Source organism: Mycobacterium sp. NTMscope_Eco_3, assembly GCF_976985685.1.
This window is the reverse complement of sequence record NZ_CDRJYZ010000001.1, coordinates 3,545,480-3,566,175: the sequence shown is the minus strand read 5'-3', so window position 1 is coordinate 3,566,175 and position 20,696 is coordinate 3,545,480. Positions and strand designations below refer to the sequence as shown.

Annotated in this window: 21 protein-coding genes and 1 pseudogene; 12 read left to right on the top strand and 10 right to left on the bottom strand. The window is 69.4% G+C overall.

What is annotated here, in order from left to right:
• Positions 1–3: 3 nt before the first annotated feature.
• On the bottom strand, positions 4–489 hold the full coding sequence (locus AC0KTM_RS16230; RefSeq protein WP_238956381.1) for a DUF3093 domain-containing protein: 486 nt from the start codon (positions 487–489) through the stop codon (positions 4–6).
• Between the two features lie 25 nt (positions 490–514).
• Between AC0KTM_RS16230 and dut the strand changes: the two genes are divergently transcribed.
• Positions 515–979, top strand: a complete 465-nt coding sequence (gene dut / locus AC0KTM_RS16225) for a dUTP diphosphatase (protein WP_008258542.1) — start codon at positions 515–517, stop codon at positions 977–979.
• A 46-nt stretch (positions 980–1,025) separates the two neighbouring features.
• The gene (locus tag AC0KTM_RS16220) at positions 1,026–1,781 is read left to right on the top strand and encodes a DUF3710 domain-containing protein (RefSeq protein WP_225327691.1); all 756 of its coding nucleotides are present in this window, start codon (positions 1,026–1,028) and stop codon (positions 1,779–1,781) included.
• Between the two features lie 15 nt (positions 1,782–1,796).
• Here AC0KTM_RS16220 and AC0KTM_RS16215 read toward each other — a convergent pair whose 3' ends face one another.
• Entirely contained in the window at positions 1,797–2,498 is a 702-nt protein-coding gene (locus AC0KTM_RS16215) for an alpha/beta hydrolase (protein WP_225327692.1), read from the bottom strand.
• Between the two features lie 131 nt (positions 2,499–2,629).
• Between AC0KTM_RS16215 and AC0KTM_RS16210 the strand changes: the two genes are divergently transcribed.
• Both AC0KTM_RS16210 and AC0KTM_RS16205 read left to right on the top strand, forming a co-directional pair.
• The gene (locus AC0KTM_RS16210) at positions 2,630–2,998 is read left to right on the top strand and encodes an OB-fold nucleic acid binding domain-containing protein (protein WP_003875251.1); all 369 of its coding nucleotides are present in this window, start codon (positions 2,630–2,632) and stop codon (positions 2,996–2,998) included.
• Positions 2,999–3,012: 14 nt separating this feature from the next.
• Positions 3,013–3,708, top strand: coding sequence for a DUF3159 domain-containing protein (locus AC0KTM_RS16205; RefSeq protein ID WP_238957334.1), 696 nt, complete (start codon positions 3,013–3,015; stop codon positions 3,706–3,708).
• On the opposite strand, the gene AC0KTM_RS16200 is transcribed toward AC0KTM_RS16205, so the two are convergent.
• Together AC0KTM_RS16200 and AC0KTM_RS16195 are read right to left on the bottom strand one after the other, a co-directional pair.
• Positions 3,705–4,361: a potassium channel family protein gene (locus tag AC0KTM_RS16200; protein ID WP_225327693.1), complete on the bottom strand. Its 657-nt coding sequence runs from the start codon at positions 4,359–4,361 to the stop codon at positions 3,705–3,707. The two genes, AC0KTM_RS16205 and AC0KTM_RS16200, sit on opposite strands and share 4 nt — an antisense overlap.
• Before the next feature lie 36 nt (positions 4,362–4,397).
• Positions 4,398–5,063: a potassium channel family protein gene (locus AC0KTM_RS16195; RefSeq protein WP_008258523.1), complete on the bottom strand. Its 666-nt coding sequence runs from the start codon at positions 5,061–5,063 to the stop codon at positions 4,398–4,400.
• A 127-nt stretch (positions 5,064–5,190) separates the two neighbouring features.
• On the opposite strand from AC0KTM_RS16195, the gene AC0KTM_RS16190 reads away from it, so the two are divergent.
• Positions 5,191–7,185 carry an APC family permease gene (locus tag AC0KTM_RS16190; RefSeq protein ID WP_472416121.1) on the top strand — a complete coding sequence of 665 codons (1,995 nt, stop codon included), beginning with the start codon at positions 5,191–5,193 and terminating at the stop codon, positions 7,183–7,185.
• A gap of 29 nt (positions 7,186–7,214) precedes the next feature.
• On the top strand, positions 7,215–8,411 hold the full coding sequence (locus AC0KTM_RS16185) for a class I SAM-dependent RNA methyltransferase (protein WP_472417492.1): 1,197 nt from the start codon (positions 7,215–7,217) through the stop codon (positions 8,409–8,411).
• Here the strand turns inward: AC0KTM_RS16185 and AC0KTM_RS16180 are convergent.
• Positions 8,408–8,863 carry a GbsR/MarR family transcriptional regulator gene (locus AC0KTM_RS16180; protein ID WP_308011545.1) on the bottom strand — a complete coding sequence of 152 codons (456 nt, stop codon included), beginning with the start codon at positions 8,861–8,863 and terminating at the stop codon, positions 8,408–8,410. The genes AC0KTM_RS16185 and AC0KTM_RS16180 overlap by 4 nt on opposite strands.
• Before the next feature lie 160 nt (positions 8,864–9,023).
• Between AC0KTM_RS16180 and AC0KTM_RS16175 the strand changes: the two genes are divergently transcribed.
• Genes AC0KTM_RS16175 through AC0KTM_RS16165 form a run of 3 tightly spaced genes read left to right on the top strand, consistent with a single transcriptional unit; the run spans position 9,024 to position 11,391 of the window.
• Positions 9,024–9,929, top strand: a complete 906-nt coding sequence (locus AC0KTM_RS16175; protein ID WP_225327695.1) for an ABC transporter ATP-binding protein — start codon at positions 9,024–9,026, stop codon at positions 9,927–9,929.
• Positions 9,926–10,639 (top strand): ABC transporter permease, encoded by a 714-nt coding sequence (locus tag AC0KTM_RS16170; RefSeq protein WP_238956379.1) that lies wholly within the window; start codon positions 9,926–9,928, stop codon positions 10,637–10,639. Before AC0KTM_RS16175 ends, AC0KTM_RS16170 begins: the two co-directional genes overlap by 4 nt.
• Complete coding sequence (locus AC0KTM_RS16165; RefSeq protein WP_425326322.1) at positions 10,639–11,391, top strand: ABC transporter permease; 753 nt, start codon at positions 10,639–10,641, stop codon at positions 11,389–11,391. Before AC0KTM_RS16170 ends, AC0KTM_RS16165 begins: the two co-directional genes overlap by 1 nt.
• A gap of 5 nt (positions 11,392–11,396) precedes the next feature.
• Here AC0KTM_RS16165 and AC0KTM_RS16160 read toward each other — a convergent pair.
• Positions 11,397–12,739: pseudogene (locus tag AC0KTM_RS16160) on the bottom strand (ArsB/NhaD family transporter).
• 16 nt (positions 12,740–12,755) lie between these two features.
• A complete protein-coding gene (locus AC0KTM_RS16155; RefSeq protein ID WP_238956377.1) occupies positions 12,756–13,199 on the bottom strand; it encodes a CBS domain-containing protein in 444 nt (147 codons plus the stop codon).
• 142 nt (positions 13,200–13,341) lie between these two features.
• On the opposite strand from AC0KTM_RS16155, the gene dxs reads away from it, so the two are divergent.
• A complete protein-coding gene (gene dxs, locus AC0KTM_RS16150) occupies positions 13,342–15,267 on the top strand; it encodes a 1-deoxy-D-xylulose-5-phosphate synthase (RefSeq protein WP_225327699.1) in 1,926 nt (641 codons plus the stop codon).
• On the opposite strand, the gene AC0KTM_RS16145 is transcribed toward dxs, so the two are convergent.
• From AC0KTM_RS16145 to AC0KTM_RS16135, 3 genes are all read right to left on the bottom strand, one after another.
• The gene (locus tag AC0KTM_RS16145) at positions 15,264–16,550 is read right to left on the bottom strand and encodes a ribonuclease D (protein ID WP_238956376.1); all 1,287 of its coding nucleotides are present in this window, start codon (positions 16,548–16,550) and stop codon (positions 15,264–15,266) included. The genes dxs and AC0KTM_RS16145 overlap by 4 nt on opposite strands.
• Position 16,551: 1 nt before the next feature.
• The gene (locus AC0KTM_RS16140) at positions 16,552–17,088 is read right to left on the bottom strand and encodes a DUF3000 domain-containing protein (protein WP_255641709.1); all 537 of its coding nucleotides are present in this window, start codon (positions 17,086–17,088) and stop codon (positions 16,552–16,554) included.
• Positions 17,089–17,296: 208 nt separating this feature from the next.
• Positions 17,297–18,118 carry an enoyl-CoA hydratase/isomerase family protein gene (locus AC0KTM_RS16135; protein ID WP_225327702.1) on the bottom strand — a complete coding sequence of 274 codons (822 nt, stop codon included), beginning with the start codon at positions 18,116–18,118 and terminating at the stop codon, positions 17,297–17,299.
• 97 nt (positions 18,119–18,215) lie between these two features.
• Here AC0KTM_RS16135 and hemE point away from each other — a divergent pair, with 97 nt between their 5' ends.
• Both hemE and AC0KTM_RS16125 read left to right on the top strand, forming a co-directional pair.
• Positions 18,216–19,265 (top strand): uroporphyrinogen decarboxylase, encoded by a 1,050-nt coding sequence (gene hemE, locus AC0KTM_RS16130; RefSeq protein ID WP_238957331.1) that lies wholly within the window; start codon positions 18,216–18,218, stop codon positions 19,263–19,265.
• Positions 19,266–19,315: 50 nt separating this feature from the next.
• A complete protein-coding gene (locus AC0KTM_RS16125; protein WP_238957330.1) occupies positions 19,316–20,692 on the top strand; it encodes a protoporphyrinogen oxidase in 1,377 nt (458 codons plus the stop codon).
• Positions 20,693–20,696: the final 4 nt, after the last annotated feature.

Here is a 20,696-nt window from a genome sequence, read left to right as displayed (position 1 = left end):
CGCCTACCTTGTCAGGGCCGACAGCACCCGCTCCGGGTGACGGCAACTCACCAGCCAGTACGGAGTCGGGTCGTCCGGGTCGTCGAGGACGACCAGGATCATCGGTGCCACCCACGCCCTGTGCAGGACGTAGGCCGCCGGGTCGAGTTGGCGCCCCAACGCGGCGGATTTGGCCGAGGGGGCTACCTGTGCGGAGCGGGCGATCGCGGTGACCGGCAGGTGCGCATGGCCCGCCCACAGTTCCACTTCCCCCGGCACGGACGGGTTGGCGGTGACCCGGATCTCGATGCGGCCCAGCCATAACAGCGCCCCGGCCGCGACCGCGAACAGCGTGGCGTACGGCCACCAGGAGGACTGGCGGGTGACGCCCATGTTGAACTCGAACGCGATGATGCCGGCCAGCGCGAAGGCCGGTGGCCACCACCACCACGGAACCCACAATCGTTCGCGATACCGCACGTTGTGCGGCGCGACGCGCGTATCGGACACGCAGTCAAGGGTAGTCTGTGGCCCCGTGTCGACCAGTCTGGCCATCGTCCGCCTTGACCCGGAGCTTCCGCTGCCCGCCCGCGCCCACGAGGGCGACGCGGGGATCGATCTCTACAGCGCCGAAGACGTCAAACTCGAGCCCGGGCGGCGCGCCCTGGTGCGCACGGGTGTCGCGGTCGCCATCCCGTTCGGAATGGTCGGCCTGGTGCATCCTCGGTCGGGATTGGCTGCGCGCGTTGGGCTTTCGATCGTCAACAGTCCCGGTACCATCGACGCCGGCTACCGCGGCGAGATCAAGGTCGCGTTGATCAACCTCGATCCGGCCGAGCCGATCGTGGTCCATCGCGGCGACCGCATCGCCCAACTGTTGGTGCAGCGGGTCGAGTTGGTGGAGCTGGTCGAGGTGTCGTCGTTCGACGAGGCCGGGCTGGCCGAGACGTCCCGTGGCGACGGTGGTCACGGTTCCTCCGGCGGACATGCGAGTTTGTGATGGGCCGGCGACGGGCACGGCGAAGCGATGAGGAGGAGCGGCGCTGATGGCTGCATTCGGTAAACGCTCGCGCAAGGACGACAGCGCCCCGGCCGCGCAGGCGGACGGGGCCGTGACGCCGGGCGCCGACGAGCCCGCCGCCGAGGAACTCGAGGGCCCGTTCGACATCGAGGACTTCGACGACCCCGCCGTCGCCGAGCTGGCCCGGCTCGACCTGGGCTCGGTGCTGATCCCCATGCCCGAGGCCGGGCAGCTGCAGGTCGAGCTGACCGAAACCGGTGTCCCGAGCGCGGTCTGGGTCGTCACGCCCAACGGTCGTTTCACCATCGCCGCCTACGCGGCGCCCAAGACGGGCGGGCTGTGGCGTGAAGTCGCCGGCGAGCTCGCCGAGTCGCTGCGCAATGACTCGGCCCAGGTCAGCATCAAGGACGGGCCGTGGGGGCGCGAGGTGGTCGGAACCGCCACCGGCGTGGTGCGCTTCATCGGGGTCGACGGATACCGCTGGATGATCCGCTGCGTCATCAACGGCGCCCACGAGACGATGGAGGCGCTCGAACAGGAGGCGCGAGCGGCGTTGGCGGACACCGTGGTTCGCCGCGGCGACACACCGCTTCCGGTGCGCACGCCGCTGGCCGTGCAGCTGCCCGAGCCGATGGCGCAACAGCTGCGCGAAGCCGCCGCGGCGCAACAGGCTGCCGCACAGCAAGGCGAGGAGCAACAGACCCCTGCCGACGAGCCGGCCGCGCGCCGCAGCGCCGACGGCTCGGCCATGCAACAGCTGCGCACCACCACCGGCGGCTGACGCGAAGGCGAGCGGCTAGCCCAGCTCGTCCAGCGCCTGAAGGCAGGCCGCGCCCAGGGCGGCGGGATCCGACCCGATCTGATCCAGCGTCACCGTGCGCAGCGCCGCGCGCGGCGCCGCGGCGACCCAGTCGACACCGGCCTGCAACGGGTGAATCGGATCGTCGACCGCGGCCGCCACCGCCAGCGGCGCGGCCAGTCCGGCCAGCTCGTCGCAACTCGGCGCGACGTAGGCGGCGGCTTCCTCCATGGCGTCCGGCAGGTGCGGCCACTGCGCGCCCCACGAGCGGGCCAGCTCGTCGGCCAGCCACGGCGGGCTGGAGGCCCGCATCCGGGTCGTCGTCGCCGCCAGGCCGTCGGCTCGCAACTGGGAGGCCGAATACCGCGCCGTGAGGGCGGCCGGCGCCTCGCCGGGCGCCCCCGCCCACGCCGGCAGCGCGGCCAGCACCGCGACCGCCCGGTCCGGATGGGCCAGCGCCCAGGCCGCCGCCACGGCCGCGCCGATCGACACGCCGCCGACGGCGATCGGTCCTTCGCGCGCCGCGGCGTCCAGCGCCGCCAGGTAGCCGTCGATCAGCCGGTCGGGGCGCGGCGGCGGGGCCACCAGCACCGCGCCGACCTGGGCTAGCGGGCGGGAAAACGCCCGGTGAACGTAGTCGTCGTCGGAGCCGGTTCCCGGCAATAACACCGTCGTGACACCGCCCAGATCGACCACCACCCCTCGATAGTGCACGGCGTTTACCTGCGGTCCAACATCACGTTTGAGTCGGTTGGCGCTGGGGAACCAAGAGGTCTACGGTGTCCGTTGGCATAGAGGAAGCATCGAAGCTTTTATCGTCAGGAGTGGCCATGGGGGCCCAAGGGTATCTGCGCCGGCTGACCCGTCGGCTGACGGAGGATCCGGAGCAACGCGACTCTGAGGAACTGTCCGACGAAGTCGCCAGCACCGGCGCGCAACGGGCTATCGATTGCGAGCGTGGCCAGGAGGTCACGATGGTCGGCACGCTGCGCAGCGTGGAATGCAACGGCAGGGCCTGCGCCGGCGGGGTGCGCGCCGAATTGTTCGACGGCAGCGACACCGTCACGCTCGTGTGGCTGGGCCAGCGCCGCATCCCCGGCATCGACTCGGGCCGCACCCTGCGGGTGCGGGGCCGACTCGGCAAGCTCGAGAACGGAACCAAAGCGATCTACAACCCGCACTACGAAATTCAGCGGTGACCGTCCCAGAAGGCTTGGGCGGGGCAACCCCGTCCCCCCGGGAACCGGGCTCATCGGAACAAACCACTAGCCGCATCAACCCCGAGCGCCTGCTGGCGCAGGCGGGTGGGGTCAGCGGCGTCATCTACTCGTCTCTTCCCGTCATCGTCTTCGTCATCGTCTCGAGCGTGTCGGGCCTGGTCCCGGCCATCGCGGCCGCCCTGGGGGTCGCCGCGCTGGTCTTGCTCTGGCGGCTGATTCGGCGGGATTCCCCGCAACCGGCGTTCTCCGGGTTCTTCGGCGTGGCGCTGTGCGCGCTGATCGCCTACGTGCTGGGGGAGTCCAAGGGTTATTTCCTGCTGGGCATCTGGATGTCGTTGGTGTGGGCGGTGGTGGTCGCGGCGTCGGTGCTGATCCGCCGGCCGCTGGTGGGGTACGTGTGGAGCTGGGCCGCCGGGCGCGGGGACGGCTGGCGCAGCGTTCCCCGGGCCGTCCTGGCGTTCGACGTCGCCTCGCTGGGCTGGGTGCTGGTGTTCGCCGCCCGCTTCGTGGTCCAGGGGCTGCTCTACGACGCCGACCGGACCGGGTGGCTGGCGGCCGCGCGGATCGGGATGGGCTGGCCGCTGACCGTGCTGGCCGCGCTGGCGACCTACGCCGCGATCAAGTCGGCGCAGCGGGCCATCGCAGAGAGCGCCGGGGTCGAGCTGGAACCCCGCACCGTGGGCGATTAGCCCAACAGCAGCTTCTGCAGGTCCTCTTCGGCCTCGGCGACGGCGACGAACAGCAGCTCATCGCCGCCTTCCAGCGGCTCGTCCTCCTCGGGCACGATCACCCGCGGGCCGCGCAGGATCGTCACCAGCGAGGTGTCGCGCGGCAGCTGCAGTTTGCGCACCGGCTTGCCGCCCCACGGCGTGTCATCGGGCAGGGTGATCTCGACGAGGTTGGCCTGCCCCTTGCGGAATTCCATCAGCCGCACCAGATCGCCGACGGCGACGGCCTCCTCGATGAGCGACGCCAGCATGCGCGGCGTCGACACCGCGACGTCGACGCCCCAGGCGTCGGTGAACAGCCACTCGTTGCGCGGGTCGTTGACCCGGGCCACCACCCGGGGCACCGCGAATTCGGTTTTGGCCAACAGGCTTAGCACGACGTTGGCCTTGTCATCGCCGGTGGCGGCCACCACCACGTCGAACTCCTGCATGCGCACCGATTCCAGCAGGCTTAACTCGCACGCGTCGCCCAGGCGCCAGTGCGCGGCCGGAATGGCGTCGACGTCGACGTGGTCGGGGTTCCGCTCGATCAGCGTCACATCGTGGCCGTTGCCGATGAGTTCCCGTGTGACCGAGCGGCCGACCGCGCCGGCGCCGGCAACCGCTACCTTCATATGCGCCGTCTCCTCAAAGCCAGTCGCTCGAAATCATCACAGGTCCTCGCTCGGCGGTAGCGCGGCGATGGCCACCGCCTCGGCGGCGCGGCCGGATATCGCCGCGACATAGACCTGGTCGCCGGCCTGGATCACCGATTTCGGCTCGGGCAGCACGCCGGCGCCGAAGCGGATCAGGAAGGCGACCCGGGCGCCGGTGGCCTGCTCGAGATCGGTGACCCGATGGCCGATCCAGTCCTCGTGCAGGACCACCTCGGAGACGGCGACCGTGCCGGTCGGATCGCGCCACTTGGCCGTCTCGGTCTCCCGCAGCAGCGCATTGAGCAGGCGGTCGGTGGTCCAGGGCACGGTCGCGATGGTGGGAATGCCCAGGCGCTCGTAGACCTCCGCGCGCTTGGCGTCATAGATACGGGCCACGACCCGCTTGACGCCGAACGTCTCGCGCGCCAGCCGCGCGGAGATGATGTTGGAGTTGTCCCCGGAGGACACCGCGGCGAACGCGTCCGCCTCTTCGATACCCGCCCTCAGCAGTACATCTCGGTCGAATCCCTGCCCCAGCACCCGCTCGCCGGCGTATTCGGGGCTGAGCCGGTTGAAGGCCGTGCTGTCGCGGTCGATGACCGCCACGTCGTGACCGATGCGGGACAACCCGTCGGCGACCGAAGAGCCGACCCGGCCGCAACCCATCACTACTACTCGCACTTGTGGTCCTCTCGGCCGCGTCCTGCGCCCTTCGTCGGCAACGCACGTGGGCAAGCCGTTTCGGTCGGCGAACATTCTCGTCCACGAACGCTACCGTCAAACCCGTCTGGGCTTACTCTTGGCTCTCGTGTCCAAACTTTCAACCGCCACTCGTCGGTTGCTTATCGGCCGGCCGTTTCGCAGCGACCGGCTCAGCCACACGCTGCTGCCCAAGCGGATCGCCTTGCCGGTGTTCGCCTCCGACGCGCTGTCCTCGGTGGCGTATGCGCCCGAGGAGGTCTTCCTCATGCTCTCGGTGGCGGGGGTGTCGGCATACGCGCTGACGCCGTGGATCGGGCTCGCGGTGGCCGCGGTCATGTTGGTGGTGGTCGCCAGCTACCGGCAGAACGTCCACGCCTACCCGTCCGGTGGCGGCGACTACGAGGTGGTCACCACCAACCTCGGCGAGACCGCGGGCCTCGTCGTGGCCAGCGCCCTGATGGTGGATTACGTTCTGACCGTGGCCGTTTCGACGGCATCGGCGATGGCGAACATCGGCTCGGCCATCCCGATCGTGGCCGAACACAAGGTGTTCTTCTGCGTGGCCTCCATTTTGCTGGTGATGGCGCTGAACCTGCGTGGGGTGCGCGAATCCGGGGTGGCGTTCGCCATCCCGACCTACGCGTTCATCATCGGTGTCCTCGTCATGATCGGCTGGGGCCTGTTCCGGATCTTCGTGCTGGGTGATCCGTTGCGGGCGGAGTCCGCCGGTTTCCAGATGCACGCCGAACACGGCCAGGTCGTCGGTTTCGCGTTGGCGTTCTTGGTGGCGCGGTCGTTTTCCTCGGGGTGCGCGGCGCTCACGGGTGTCGAGGCGATCAGCAACGGGGTGCCGGCGTTTCAGAAACCCAAGTCGCGCAACGCGGCCACGACCCTGCTGATGTTGGGCGTCATCGCGGTGACCCTGCTGATGGGCATCATCGTGCTGGCTCAGAAGATCGGGGTTCAGCTCGTCGAGGATCCCGCGACGCAACTGAGTGGGACCCCGAAGGGCTACTACCAAAAGACCCTGGTCACCCAACTGGCGCAAGCGGTGTTCGGCGGCTTTCATCTCGGGTTCCTGCTGATCGCCACGGTGACCGCCCTCATCCTGGTGCTGGCGGCCAACACCGCGTTCAACGGGTTTCCGGTGCTGGGTTCGATCCTGGCGCAGCACAGCTACCTTCCGCGCCAATTGCACACCCGCGGAGACCGGTTGGCGTTCTCCAACGGGATCCTGTTCCTGTCCGGGGTGGCGGTGCTGGCGATCGTGGCGTTCCGCGGCGAGGTCACGGCGCTGATTCAGCTCTACATCGTCGGCGTGTTCATTTCGTTCACGCTGAGCCAGGTCGGCATGGTGCGGCACTGGACCCGGTTGCTGCGCACCGAGACCGATCCGGGGGCGCGGCGCAGGATGATGCGCTCACGGGTGGTCAATACCGTCGGATTGCTTTCCACCGGTGCGGTTTTGCTGGTGGTCCTGGTCACCAAGTTCGTCGCCGGGGCCTGGATCGCCCTGTTCGCGATGAGCCTGCTGTTCGGAATGATGAAGATGATTCACCGGCACTACAACACCGTGAACCGCGAACTGGCCAAGCAGGCCGAAGGCGGGGAGGACGTGGTGTTGCCCAGCCGCAATCACGCCGTGGTGCTGGTGTCGAAGTTGCACCTGCCGACGATGCGTGCGCTGGCCTACGCGCGGGCCACCCGGCCCGACGTTCTCGAGGCCGTGACGGTCAGCGTCGACGACGCCGAAACCCGCGAGCTGGTGCACAAGTGGGAGGAAAGCGATATCAGCGTTCCGCTCAAGGTCATCGCATCGCCCTATCGCGAAATCACCCGTCCCGTACTGGAATACGTCAAGCGGGCCAGGGAGGAGTCGCCGCGCACCGTGGTCACGGTGTTCATCCCGGAGTATGTGGTGGGGCACTGGTGGGAGCAGGTGCTGCACAACCAGAGCGCGCTGCGGCTCAAGGGCCGGCTGCTGTTCATGCCCGGCGTCATGGTGACTTCGGTTCCGTGGCAACTGAGTTCGTCGGAACGGCGCAAGACGTTGCAGCCGCATGTGGCGCCGGGCGACGCTCGTCGGGGTATTTTCGATTGACCCGCGAATCGACCCGCGCACCGCGCGGCGTGCCGCCCCCGGTGGGGGAGCTGACGTTGACCACGGGTGCCCCGGCCAACGGCGGCAGCTGCGTGGCGCATCACGAAGGCCGGGTGGTGTTCGTCCGGTACGCGCTGCCCGGTGAGCGGCTGCGCGCCCGGGTGACGGCGGATCGTGGATCGTATTGGCACGCAGAGGTTATCGAGGTCCTCGAGCCGGCCGAGGGCCGTACGGCGTCGCTGTGCCCGATCGCCGGGGTCGACGGTGCCGGCTGCTGCGACCTGGCGTTCGCCGTCCCCGAGGTGGCGCGCGCGCTCAAGGCCGAAGTCGTGGCCAACCAGCTGGAGCGCCTCGGCGGCCATCGCTGGAGCGGCGAGGCCGAGCCGCTGCCGTCGGGACCCACGGGGTGGCGCACCCGCGTCCGCCTCGATGTGGGGGCCGACCGTCGGCCGGGCTTTCACCGTTATCACAGCGACGATTTGGTGACCGACCTGCGCTGTGCGCAGCTGCCAGGCGGCATGCTCGACGGGATCACCGAGACCGAGTGGCCGGCGGGCGCCCAGCTGCACGTGGCCGTCGACGACGACGGGGCGCGCCATGTGGTGCGCACCCTGCGGCAGGGCAGACGCACCGCGACCAAGGTGACGCAGGGCCGCTACGAGGCGGTGCAGCGGGTGGCGGGGCGCACCTGGCACGTGCCGGTGACCGCCTTTTGGCAGGCGCACCGCGACGCCGCGGCGACCTACAGCGGTCTGGTCGCCGACTGGGCGGCCGCCGGTACCGGCATGAGCGCCTGGGATCTATACGGTGGCGCAGGCGTTTTCGCCGCCGTCCTGGGCGAGGCCGTGGGGCCCTCGGGTCGGGTGCTCAGCGTGGACACCTCGCGCGCGTCGACGCGGGCCGCCCGGGCCGCGCTGGCCGATCTCACCCAGGTGCAGGTCGTCACCGACTCGGTGCGGCGCGCGCTGGCGGCGCAACGGGGGAGCGCCTCAAAAGCAGATGTGGCGGTCCTGGATCCGCCGCGGGCGGGCGCCGGGCGCGAGATCATCGATCTGCTGGCCGCGGCCGGTGTCCCGCGCATCGTGCACATCGGTTGCGAGGCAGCATCTTTCGCGCGCGATATCGGGATCTACCTCGGCCACGGCTATGCCGTCGAGAAGATCAAGGTGTTCGACGCCTTCCCGTTGACCCATCACACCGAATGCGTCGCGCTGCTGACGCGCTAGCCGCGCTGCTGCCAGCGCTCGAGCATCGCCGGGATCTCGTCGAGCATGAACGCGTAGAAGTCGCGCATCCGCGTGAGCCGTTGCCCGGCAACGCTATCCGAGCCTGTCGCCGCAATCCCGGCCTCAGCGGCGGCCTGCATCGCCGATATCACGACGTTCTGGTTGGTGAAAAGGGTCGCCCACGCGTCGTCGCGCAGCCGGTAGTGATCCCGTCTGCTGCCGGGGGCGGGCGCCCGCTCGGCCAGACCCACGGAGGTGAGCATCTTGAGTGCACCCGAGATCGCGCCCGAGCTGGCCTGTAGCCGCTCGGCCAACTCGCCCATCGTCATGCTGGCGCGCTCGGTGAACAGCAACGTGGCCAGCACCCGGGCGGTCATGCGTTGCAGCCCGTGATCGACGAGGACGAGTGCGAGCTGTTCGGCCGCATCGCGTTGATCAGCACGTTCGGCCACGTGCGCCCCTCTCGTGCGTTGGGTATTCTGTAATTTCTGAAAGTTCAGTATAGTGTGCTGCGGCGCTCCGGGAAGTCTGGTCGGAACAAGGTATCCGTATGCACGCGGTGCCGGCAGCCGGCCGACGCACCGCGCTGACCCGGAAGGGGACAAGCGCGTCATGCAAAACCTCGGGGCGACAACCACATTGCCAGGCACCACGGCCGACGTGATCCGCGTCAGTGGCCTTACGTTCACCTACCCAAAGGCGCCAGAACCCGCCGTGCGGGGCATGGACTTCACCGTCAGCCGCGGTGAGATCTTCGGTTTTCTGGGCCCCAGCGGCGCCGGGAAGTCGACGACGCAGAAACTTCTCATCGGCCTGCTCCGCGGCCACGGCGGGGAGGCCGCGATCTGGGGCAGGGACCCACTGGCCTGGGGTTCCGATTACTACGAGCGCATCGGTGTCTCGTTCGAACTGCCCAACCACTACCAGAAGCTGACCGGGCTGGAGAATCTGCAATTCTTCGGATCGTTGTACGCGGGCGCGACGCTGGATCCAATGCAACTGCTGGACGCGGTGGACCTGGCCGACGACGCCCACACACGAGTCGGCAAGTACTCCAAGGGAATGCAGATGCGGCTGACGTTCGCCAGGTCGCTGATCAACGACCCCGAACTGCTCTTCCTCGATGAGCCCACTTCCGGGCTGGACCCGGTGAACGCCCGCAAGGTCAAGAACATGATCCTGGACCTGAAGGCACGCGGCCGCACGGTTTTTCTCACCACCCATGACATGGCGACCGCCGACGAGCTGTGCGACCGCGTGGCCTTTGTCGTCGACGGGGCGATCGTCGCGATGGACACGCCCGCCGAGCTCAAAATCGCCCGCAGCCGGCGGCTGGTGCGCGTGGAGTACCGGGGCGACGACGGGCGTCTGGTGACCGCAGAGTTCGGAATGGACGGCCTGGCCGACGATCCGGCGTTTCATGCGGCGCTGCGCGACCACCACGTCGAGACCATCCACAGCAGGGAGGCCAGCCTCGACGATGTGTTCGTCGAGACGACCGGAAGGCGGCTGGGATGACCAGGTTGGCGAGCGCGCTGCGACTCGAGCTGACGCTGCAAGTGCGGCAGAAGTTCCTGCATGCGGGTGTCTTCTCGGGTCTGATCTGGCTGGCCGTGCTGTTGCCGATGCCGCCGGGCCTGCGCCCGGTCGCGGAGCCGTATGTGCTGGTGGGTGACATTGCGATCATCGGGTTCTTCTTCATCGGGGGCACGGTGTTCTTCGAGAAGCAGGAACGCACGATCGGCGCGATCGTTTCCACGCCGCTGCGGTTCTCCGAATACCTGGCCGCCAAACTGACTGTGCTGCTCGGTATTTCACTGTTCGTGGCGATGACTGTGGCAAGCATTGTGCATGGGTTCGACTATCATCCCGCGCCGCTGGTGCTCGGCGTTGTGCTCGGGACGCTGTTGATGCTGCTGGTGGGTTTCGTGACCTCGCTGCCGTTTTCCTCCGTGACCGACTGGTTCCTGGCGGCGACCGTCCCACTGGCGATCATGCTGGTGCCGCCGGTCGTGTACTACTCCGGCCTCTGGCCGAATCCGGTGCTCTACCTCATCCCCACGCAGGGCCCCCTGTTGCTGTTGGGGGCCGCGTTCGGTCAGGTGAGTCTGGCGCCGTGGCAAGTCGTGTACGCGGCCCTGTATCCGGTCGCGTGCCTGGCGGGGTTGGGCAGGGCGGCCAACGCGATGTTCGATCGCTACGTCATCGAAAGGTCGGGTGCGGTCTGATGGCGATGTCAGGCCTCGTCAGCACGCGGGCGTTGGTCGCGTTCGGCCGCAACGACATTCGCGGAACCTACCGCGATCCACTGCTGTGGATGATCGTGGTCGCCCCAGTCATATGGACCACCGGCGTTGCGCTTCTCACGCCGCGCATCACCGAGATGTTGGCCGACCGCTACGGGTTCGATCTGGTTCCCTACTACCCGCTGGTCCTCACCGCGTTCCTGCTGCTGACCAGCATCATCATCACCGCCGCGATCGCCGCGTTCCTGGTTCTGGACGAGCTCGACGCCGGCACGCTGACCGCGCTACGGGTGACGCCGGTGCCGCTGTCGGCCTTCTTTGCCTATCGCGCAGCCACGGTCATGGTGGTGACCACCACCTACGTCGTGGCGACCATGTCGCTCAGCGGGATACTCATGCCGGGCCTGGTGCCGTCGCTGATCCCGATCGGAATACTGGCGGGACTGTCGGCGGTCGTGACCCTGTTGCTGATACTGGCCATGGCGAACAACAAGATCCAGGGTTTGGCCATGGTTCGCGCGCTGGGCATGCTGATTGCCGGGCTGCCCTGCCTGCCATGGTTCATCGACTCCAACTGGAACCTCGCCTTCGGGGTGCTGCCGGCCTATTGGGCCGCCAAGGCGTTCTGGGTCGCCAGCGACTATGGCGCCTGGTGGCCCTACCTTGTCGGCGGCGTCGTGTACAACCTGGCGCTTGCCTGGCCGTTGTTCGTCCGCTTCCGCGCCAAACACTAAGGCCGTCAGCCCATCACGAAATACCGCAGCCACAGGTACAGCGCGGACATCGCGACGGAGACCGCGGTGACGACCGCGCCCTTGCGGGTGAATTCCCAAAAGGAAATGGGATTGTCGGCGCGGCGGGCGATTCCGAGTAGGACGATGTTGGCGCTGGCGCCGATGGCGGTCAGGTTGCCGCCGAAGTCCGTACCCAGCGCCAGCGACCACCACAAGACGCCGGGGTTGGCGTGATCGCTCAGGGCGGGCACCAGGTCGGCCACCACCGGCGCCATCGTCGCCGCGTACGGAACGTTGTCGACGACCCCGCTGATGACGACCGACGCGACCAGGATGATCATCGTCGCGGTCAACGTGTTCCCGCCGGTGGCCGTGATCGCCACGTGGGCAAGCTGTTTGACGACACCCGTCTTCACCATGATGAACAGGCAAGAACAGCAGCGTGTCCCACTCCACGCTGGACAGGTAGTCGGACGCCGACCATGATGAACAGGCCGGCGAAGAACAGCAGCGTGTCCCACTCCACGCTGGACAGGTAGTCGGACGGCTTGAGCCGGGACGCCACGACCAGGATCCCGGCGCCCAACAACGCCACCACCGAGGGCTCCATGTGCAGCGGCGAGTGGGCGATGAACGCGGTGAACACCGCCAGCAAAACGACGCCGCACGTGATGAGCAACCGGGGGTCGCGGATGGCCTCCTTTTCCTCCAGCGACATCACATCGGCGACCCGCTCGGGATCCACGTCGAATTCCCCGGGAAATAGGCGCGGCAACAACGCAATCAGGACGGCGATGACGATGACCACGATCGGCGCCAGATGGATCAGGAAGTCGTTGAACGTCAGGCCGGCCTTGCTGGCGATGATGATGTTGGGCGGGTCACCCACCAGGGTCGCCGCGCCCCCGACGTTCGAGGCGAACACCTCGGCCATCAGGAAGGGTGCCGCATTGATCGCCAGACGTTCGCACACCAGCAGCGTGACCGGGGCGACGAGCAGCACGGTGGTGACGTTGTCGAGCAGGGCCGACGCGATCGCGGTCACGAGGACCAACAGGATCATGACGCGCAGCGGGGAACCACGGGCGCGTTTGGCCGACCAGATCGCCACGTACTCGAACACGCCGGTCTGCCGCAGCACGCTGACGATGATCATCATGCCCAGCAGCAAAAAGATGACGTCCCAATCGATTCCGGTTCCGCGCGAGTAGAAGATGTCGTCGGAGTGAATGATCGGCAGGGTGACCACGATCGCGGCGCCGGCCAGGGCCACGAACGTCTTGTTGACGCGATCGCTGGCGATCAGGGCATAGGCGACCACGAAGACCAGGATCGCGATGAAGCTCATCGATGTGCCTGTGGCATCAGGGTTTCAGCGCGGCGGCGAGCACCCGCGACGCCGTGATCACCCCGACCAGCCGGCCCTCTTTGACCACCGCGACGAGCGGGCTGCGCAGCCGCGCCATGAGCGCGGCCACTTCGATGATGGTGTCGTCGGCGTTGGCGGGGGGCACGTCGACCAGATGGTCGGGCAGCACGTCGCGCACCGTCTTGCCGCTCAACTTTTCCGCGCAGCGATCGGCGGTCGATTCGTTGAGCACGCCGGCCAGCGACGGATCGTCCTGCACATAACGGGGCACGATGAAGCGGACGACCTGGGAGGCGGGCAGCACCGCGTAGGGGCGCCCCGAGCCGTCGGTGACCAACAGCCCGGGCAGCCGGTGCTCGGCCAGCATCCGGGCGGCGTCCAGCGCGTCCGCGTCAATGCTGACGACGGGGAAGTCCTCGGCGATCTGCTCCGCGCGCACACTGCGACGATACGTCCGCTGGGATTGTGTGGTGCGGTCATGGCGTACTCCTGGGTCGGAAGAAGACGTGCCGACCAGGCTTCCCGGCTCACCGCGCATTGACGCTACCAAACCTGCGTCGTCGGCTGCGTAGACTGACGGGATGCTGGAACAGATCCGCGGGCCCGCTGATCTGCAGCACCTTTCTACGCATCAGCTCCGCGAATTGGCCGCCGAGATTCGCGAGTTCCTGATTCACAAGGTCGCTGCCACCGGGGGACACCTCGGGCCCAATCTGGGCGTGGTCGAACTGACGCTCGCGCTGCACCGGGTGTTCGACTCGCCCCACGATCCGATCATCTTCGACACCGGCCATCAGGCCTACGTCCACAAGATGCTGACGGGGCGTTCCCACGAGTTCGAGACCCTGCGCAAAAAGGGCGGGCTGTCCGGGTATCCGTCGCGCGCCGAGAGCGAACACGACTGGGTGGAGTCCAGCCACGCCAGCGCCGCGCTGTCCTACGCCGACGGCCTGGCCAAGGCCTTCGAGCTGAGCGGGCACCGCAATCGGCACGTGGTCGCGGTGGTCGGAGACGGGGCGCTCACCGGCGGCATGTGCTGGGAGGCGCTGAACAACATCGCCGCGTCCGGGCGCCCGGTGATCATCGTGGTCAACGACAACGGCCGCAGCTACGCCCCGACGATCGGCGGTGTGGCCGACCATCTCGCCACGCTGCGGCTGCAACCGGTCTACGAGCAGGCCCTGGAACGGGGCCGCGACGCGCTGCGGGCGCTGCCGCTGGTCGGCAGGCTCGCCTACCGCGTCATGCACAGCGTCAAGGCCGGCATCAAGGACTCGTTGTCGCCGCAGCTGCTGTTCACCGACCTGGGCCTGAAGTACGTGGGCCCCGTCGACGGCCACGACGAGCGCGCGGTGGAGGCCGCGCTGCGCCACGCCCGTGGTTTCGGGCGCCCGGTGATCGTGCACGTGGTGACCCGCAAGGGGATGGGCTATGCGCCCGCCGAGGACGACGAAGCCGAGCAGATGCATTCCTGCGGGGTGATCGATCCCCTGACCGGCCAGGCGACCAGCATCGCGGGCCCCGGGTGGACGGCGACCTTCTCCGACGCGCTGATCGGCTACGCCCGCAAGCGCCGCGACATCGTGGCCATCACCGCGGCCATGCCCGGACCCACCGGGCTGACGCCGTTCGGGCAGCAGTTCCCGGACCGCCTGTTCGACGTCGGCATCGCCGAGCAGCACGCGATGACGTCGGCGGCCGGCCTGGCAATGGGCGGGATGCACCCGGTGGTGGCCATCTATTCGACCTTCCTCAACCGGGCCTTCGACCAGATCATGATGGACGTGGCGCTGCACCGGCTGCCCGTCACCATGGTGCTCGACCGGGCCGGGATCACCGGCTCGGACGGCGCCAGCCACAACGGGATGTGGGACCTGTCGATGCTGGGCATCGTGCCGGGCATGCGGGCGGCCGCGCCCCGCGACGCCACCCGGTTGCGCGAGGAGCTCGGCGAGGCGCTCGAGGTCGACGACGGGCCGACGGCGCTGCGCTTCCCCAAAGGTGATGTGGGCGAGGACATCCCGGCGATCGAACGCGTCGGGTCGGGGCTCTCGGGTGTCGACGTGCTCGCGGTTCCGGCCAGTGGGTGCAACCACGACGTGCTGCTGGTGGGTGTCGGCGCGTTCGCGCGGATGGCGCTGGCCGTGGCCAAGCGGCTGCACAACCAGGGGATCGGCGTCACGGTCGTCGATCCGCGCTGGGTGCTGCCGGTGTCGGACACGCTCGTCGACCTGGCGGGGCGGCACAAACTGGTCGTCACCTGCGAGGACAACGGCGTCAACGGCGGTGTGGGTTCGGCGGTGTCGGCCGCCCTGCGCCGCGCCGAGATCGACGTGCCGTGCCGCGATGTCGGCTTGCCGCAGCGGTTCTACGAGCACGCTTCGCGGGGCGAGCTACTCGCCGACCTGGCGCTGACGGATCAGGACGTGGCACGCCGCATCACCGGTTGGGTCGCCGCGCTGGCCAGCAGCGACGCCGAGGCCGAAATCCGCGAGCACCTCGACTAGTCGGCGTCCTCCGGCGGCTGCAGCGCCCGGGCCAGCACCGGATCCACCAACTCCCGCTGCCACGGCCGGGCCTGCCCGGCCCGCAGAAACGCCTCGACGGCCTCGAAGGGATCCGGCGCGGCCTCCCAGTCCCAGCACAGCCGTCGCACCAGGTCCGGTGAGACCAGGTTCTCGGTGGGGACGTGCACCCGCTCCGACACCTCCGACAGCCCCGCCCGCGCGGCCTCCAGCCGCGCGGCAGCCTCCGGTTTGCGCCGGCTCCACCGCGCCGGCGGCGGCGGGCCGTTCGGCGGTTCGGCGTCCGCGGGCGGATTCTTGTTCTCGCGCGCGGCGTCCAGCGCCGCCAGCCACGTCGCGGCGCTGCGGCGTTGATTGCGCCCGCCGAACACGGGCAGCGCGACCAGTTCCTCGACCGTCGTCGGGTTGGCCAGCGCGGCATCGATGATGGCCGAGTCGGGAAGGATGCGGCGCGGGGCGATGTCGCGGCGCTGCGCGATCCGGTCGCGCGTCAGCCACAGTTCACGCACCGCGGCCAGCCCGCGCTGATCCCGCACCCGATGGATCCCCGACGTTCGTCGCCACCGGTCCCGTCGCGCGGCGGCGCCCGGCTCTTTCGAGCCCACGTCCCGCAGGTAGTCGAATTCCTGTGCGGCCCAATCGCTTTTGCCTTGCCCGGCGAGGACGTCCGCGATCGCCGCGCGCAGCTCGATGAGCAGTTCCACGTCCAGGGCGGCGTAGTTGAGCCAGTCGGCGGGCAGGGGCCGCTTGGACCAGTCGGCCGCGCCGTGGCCCTTGGCCAGCCCGAAACCCAGCAGCCGCTCGACCATGGTGGCCAGGTTCACGCGTTCGAACCCGGCCAGCCGCCCGGCGAGCTCGGTGTCATACAGCGTCGGCGGTCGCATGCCCACCTCCGCCAAACAGGGCAGGTCCTGATCGGCGGAGTGCAGGATCCATTCGTCGGTGCCCAGCACCTCGGCCACCGGCCGCAGGGCCTCGAGCGGGTCGCGGCCGTGGCTCACCGGGTCGATCAGCACGGTGCCGGAGCCGGCCCGGCGGATCTGGATCAGGTAGGCCCGGTTGGAGTAGCGGAAACCCGATGCCCGTTCGGCGTCCACCGCGAACGGCCCCCGCCCGCCGGCCAGCCGCTGTGCCGCGGCCTCGATCTCGTACACGCTGACCGAGATGGGTGGGACGCCTTCGGCCGGATGCGGCAGCGGGGTGGGCGCGGGTTCGGTGCTGCCGGGCGCGTCGCTGCCCGGCCCGTCGGGCGACGGCTCGCCCATGCTAGGCGCGTGACCGCGAGCTCAGGTCGGTGACTCCGGCGGGCGGCAGGCCCGCGGCGTGTTCCAGCACCTCGCAGAACGACTCGACGTGCGCGCCGACGGCGGGTGACGTCGCGGTCCAGGACGCCCGCAGCTCGAGCTGGTGGGCGCGCGGCGGCCCCGAGATGTCGCCGTAACGCACCGAGGTGGTGGCGGTGACGGTGCCGCCCAGCGCGACGACGTGTTCCATCCGTGACTCCAGTGCCTCGACCAGCCAGCTCCACGCTACTTCGGGCAGCAGCGGGTCGACGGCCTCGCTGGGGTCCAGGTCGGCCTGGATGTAGGCGACCATGCGGATGGTGCCGTCCCACGCGTCGGCCCCTTCGGGGTCGTACAGCAGGATGAGCCGTCCGAAGGCGTCGCCGTCGGACCGTTCGGGGATGATCTCGCGGTCGGGATGTTTGACCTCGGCGCCCAGCGCGTAGCTGTGGGGTGCCAGGCGTTGGGGCGGCCGGATCGGACCCAGCTCGATCTCCGGCCGCACGACGACGGCGTTCATGGCCGCCACCGCCTCGCGGAAGGGGGCCGGTTCGGATGAGGTCACTTGCCGTCGCTCCTGTTCATCCCGACCGTTCTGCGTTGTCACGGCACGGGTCACAGGGATCGACGGTAGACCTATCGCCCGACACGCCGCGACAGGCGCGCCGGGTTTCAAACCCGCCGCGATCAAGCCGTTACCAGCCCTCCACCAAACGTATATGTCCTGCTCAGGAGGCAGATCCGCCGGTGAACCGGGCGGGGCGCTTCTCGCGGTGGGCGGCCAGGCCTTCTTGCACGTCGGGGCCGCTGAAGCTGAGAAATTCCAGGCCGACCGAGGTTTCGAAGGTGGGTCCCATCATGCGGTACCAGTGGTTGAGGCTGCGCTTGGTCCACTGGATGGCGTTCTGCGCGCCCTGCGCCAGGTTCTCGGCGATCCGGGTGGCGGTGGACAGGACGTCGTCGTCGTCGACGCAGGTGGAGACCAGGCCGATCCGCTCGGCCTCCTCGCCGAGCAGGGTTTCGCAGGTCAGCAGGTAGTACTTGGCCTTGGCCATGCCGACCAGCAGCGGCCAGCAGATCGCGGCGTGGTCGCCGGCCGCCACGCCGAGCTTGGTGTGCCCGTCGATGAGCTTCGCGGTCCGGCCCGCCACCGAGATGTCGGCCAGCAGCGCCACGACCAGGCCCGCACCCACCGCCGGTCCCCGGATCGCCGACACCACGGGGGTGTCGCAGTTGATCATGTTGTGCACCAGGTCGCGGGCTTCGCGCATGATGCGGATCCGGCCCTCGTACTCGCCGATGGTCTCGGCGATCAGGTCGAAGCTGCCGCCGGAGGAAAAGGCCTTGCCCTCGCCGCGGACCAGGACGACGCGCACGGCCGGGTCGCGATCGATCACCGGCCAGATGTCGGCGAGGTCGCGGTGCATCTGCGGCCCGACCGAATTGAGCCCCGGGGAGTCGAGCACCAGCGTCAGCACGCCGTTCTCGCCGAGCTCGCAGCGCAGGCTGGGGAACTCGTCGTAGTTCACTGGGGGCTGGCTGACTGGCATCCGGGCTCCTGACGTTCAAACGGTCGCGGTCGCGATAGTACGCAGCGGCGTTCGGCGTTTTGTGGTCATGGCAGCATTGAGGCCGATGAACAGGCCGTTGCACACCCGTCGCGACCTTCCCGAGTCGCCGTATCTGGCCGCCGCGGGCGGCCGCAAACCCCGCCGGGTCCCGGTGTGGTTCATGCGGCAGGCCGGCCGGTCGCTGCCCGAATACCGGGCGCTGCGGGCCCAGCACGACATGCTGTCGGCGTGTTTCGACGCCGAGCTAGTCTGCGAGATCACCCTGCAGCCGGTGCGCCGCCACGACGTCGACGCGGCGATCTTGTTCTCCGACATCGTGGTCCCGCTGCTCGGCGCCGGCATCGACCTGGACATCGTCGCCGGGGTCGGGCCGGTGATCGAGTCGCCGGTGCGCACCGCCGCCGACGTGGCCGCGATCAAACCCCTTGAGCGGCAACGGGTTCAGCCGATTTCGGATGCGGTGTCGTTGCTGGTGTCCGCGCTGGGCGACGTTCCGCTGATCGGTTTCGCGGGCGCGCCGTTCACCCTGGCGTCCTACCTGATCGAGGGTGGGCCCAGCCGTCACCATGCGCGCACCAAGGCGATGATGCTGGCCGAGCCCGACAGCTGGCATGCGTTGATGGAGAAGCTGACCGACATCACCGTCGGTTTCCTGCGGGTGCAACTGGACGCCGGGGTGGACGCGATCCAGGTGTTCGACTCGTGGGCCGGGACGCTGTCGCTGGCGAACTACCGCACCTATGTGCAGCCGCACAGCGCCCGGATCTTCGCCGCCCTGGCCGGTTACGGCGTGCCGATGACGCATTTCGGCGTCGGCACGGCCGAACTGCTGGGCGCGATGTCGGCGGTCGGCGCGTCCGTGGTGGGCGTGGATTGGCGAACCTCGCTCGCCGACGCGGCGGCCCGGGTGGAACCCGGCACGGCGTTGCAGGGCAACCTCGATCCGGTGGTCCTGCTGGCGGGCTGGCCGGTGGTCGAACGCGCGGCGCGCACCGTCGTCGATGACGGTAGGCGCGCGATCGACGCCGGCGCCGCCGGTCACGTGTTCAACCTCGGCCACGGCGTGCTGCCCGAGACCGACCCCGCACTGTTGACCGACCTGGTGTCGCTGGTCCATTCGCTATGACGTCGTCCGGCGACGATGCGGGCCGGGACGGCCAGAGGAGGAGCCGGACAATCGGCCGGGGCTCGTATTGCGTTGTGGGGGGCGGGATCTCGGGGCTGACGGCGGCCTACCGGCTGCGCATGGCCCTCGGCGCCGACGCGGCGATCACGCTGTTCGACCCGGGGGAGAGGCTCGGCGGGATCCTGCGCACCGAGCGGGTCGGCGGGGTGCCGATGGACCTGGGCGCCGAGGCGTTCGTGCTGCGACGACCGGAGCTGCCGGCGCTGCTGGGCGAACTGAATTTGACCGGGCACCAACTTGTTTCGACCGGCGTCCGCCCGCTGATCTACAGCGGGCAGCAGCTGCGTCCGTTGCCGACGGGCACGGTCGTGGGCATCCCGTCGTCGTCGGCGTCGGTGGCGGGATTGGTCGACGAGACGACCGTCGCCCGCATCGACGCCGAACCCTCCCGCCCGCTGGAGTGGCACGCCGGCGACGATCCCGCGGTGGCCGACCTGGTGGGCGACCGGTTCGGCGAGCAGGTGGTTTCGCGGTCGGTGGATCCGCTGCTGAGCGGGGTCTACGCGGGCTCGGCGGCCACCATCGGCCTGCGCGCGGCCGCCCCCACCGTGGCCGCGGCCCTGGACCGCGGCGCCGCCAGCCTGACCGAGGCCGTCGCGCAGGCCGTGCCGCCGGCCACCGGCGGGCCGGTGTTCGGGGCGCTCGACGGCGGGTACCGGGTGCTGGTCGAGGAGCTCGCCGCGCGTGCCCGGCCGCGCTGGGTGCGCGCCGCGGTGTCGCGCCTCGAGCGCGCCGGCACGGGCTGGGCGGTGTTCGACGACACGGGCGCCCGCTGGGCTGCCGATGCGGTCATCCTCGCCGTGCCCGCGCACGAGGCGTGCCGCCTGCTCGCCGACATCGCCCCGCGCAGCGTCGCCGCCGCCGGGCGCATCGCCAACGCATCGTCGGTGGTGCTGGCGCTGGCGGTGCCGGGTGCCACCGCCTTCCCCGAGTGTTCGGGCGTGCTGGCGGCCACCGGTGAGCGGTTGCGGGCGAAGGCCATCACGCTGTCGTCCAGAAAATGGGGCGCCCGCGCCGACGTGCAGCTGCTGCGGCTGTCGTTCGGGCGGTTCGGCGACCACGTCGCGGCCAGCGCCGCCGACGACGAGCTGCTGGCCTGGGCGCTGGGCGACCTGGCCACCGTCTTCGGGCTGACCGTCGACCCCGTCGACGTCCGGGTGCAGCGCTGGATCGACGCCATGCCGCAGTACGGGCCGGGTCATGCCGACCTAGTCGCCGAGGTGCGCGCGGGCCTGCCGCCGACGCTGGCGGCGGCAGGCAGCTACCTCGACGGCATCGGCGTGCCGGCCTGCGTCGGTGCGGCCGGCCGCGCGGCCGAGCGTGTGATCAAGGCCATCGAAGGCCGAGATGGACAGGTGGCACGATAGGTTT

Bases quoted from the DNA above. Each gene is read 5' to 3' on its own strand.
- AC0KTM_RS16210 (WP_003875251.1), top strand. From the start codon at position 2,630: ATGGGGGCCCAAGGGTATCTGCGCCGGCTGACCCGTCGGCTGACGGAG.
- AC0KTM_RS16135 (WP_225327702.1), bottom strand. From the start codon at position 18,118: ATGCCAGTCAGCCAGCCCCCAGTGAACTACGACGAGTTCCCCAGCCTG.
- AC0KTM_RS16145 (WP_238956376.1), bottom strand. From the start codon at position 16,550: ATGGGCGAGCCGTCGCCCGACGGGCCGGGCAGCGACGCGCCCGGCAGC.
- AC0KTM_RS16220 (WP_225327691.1), top strand. From the start codon at position 1,026: ATGGCTGCATTCGGTAAACGCTCGCGCAAGGACGACAGCGCCCCGGCC.
- AC0KTM_RS16140 (WP_255641709.1), bottom strand. From the start codon at position 17,088: ATGAACGCCGTCGTCGTGCGGCCGGAGATCGAGCTGGGTCCGATCCGG.
- AC0KTM_RS16170 (WP_238956379.1), top strand. From the start codon at position 9,926: ATGACCAGGTTGGCGAGCGCGCTGCGACTCGAGCTGACGCTGCAAGTG.
- AC0KTM_RS16175 (WP_225327695.1), top strand. From the start codon at position 9,024: ATGCAAAACCTCGGGGCGACAACCACATTGCCAGGCACCACGGCCGAC.
- AC0KTM_RS16165 (WP_425326322.1), top strand. From the start codon at position 10,639: ATGGCGATGTCAGGCCTCGTCAGCACGCGGGCGTTGGTCGCGTTCGGC.
- AC0KTM_RS16200 (WP_225327693.1), bottom strand. From the start codon at position 4,361: ATGAAGGTAGCGGTTGCCGGCGCCGGCGCGGTCGGCCGCTCGGTCACA.
- dxs (WP_225327699.1), top strand. From the start codon at position 13,342: ATGCTGGAACAGATCCGCGGGCCCGCTGATCTGCAGCACCTTTCTACG.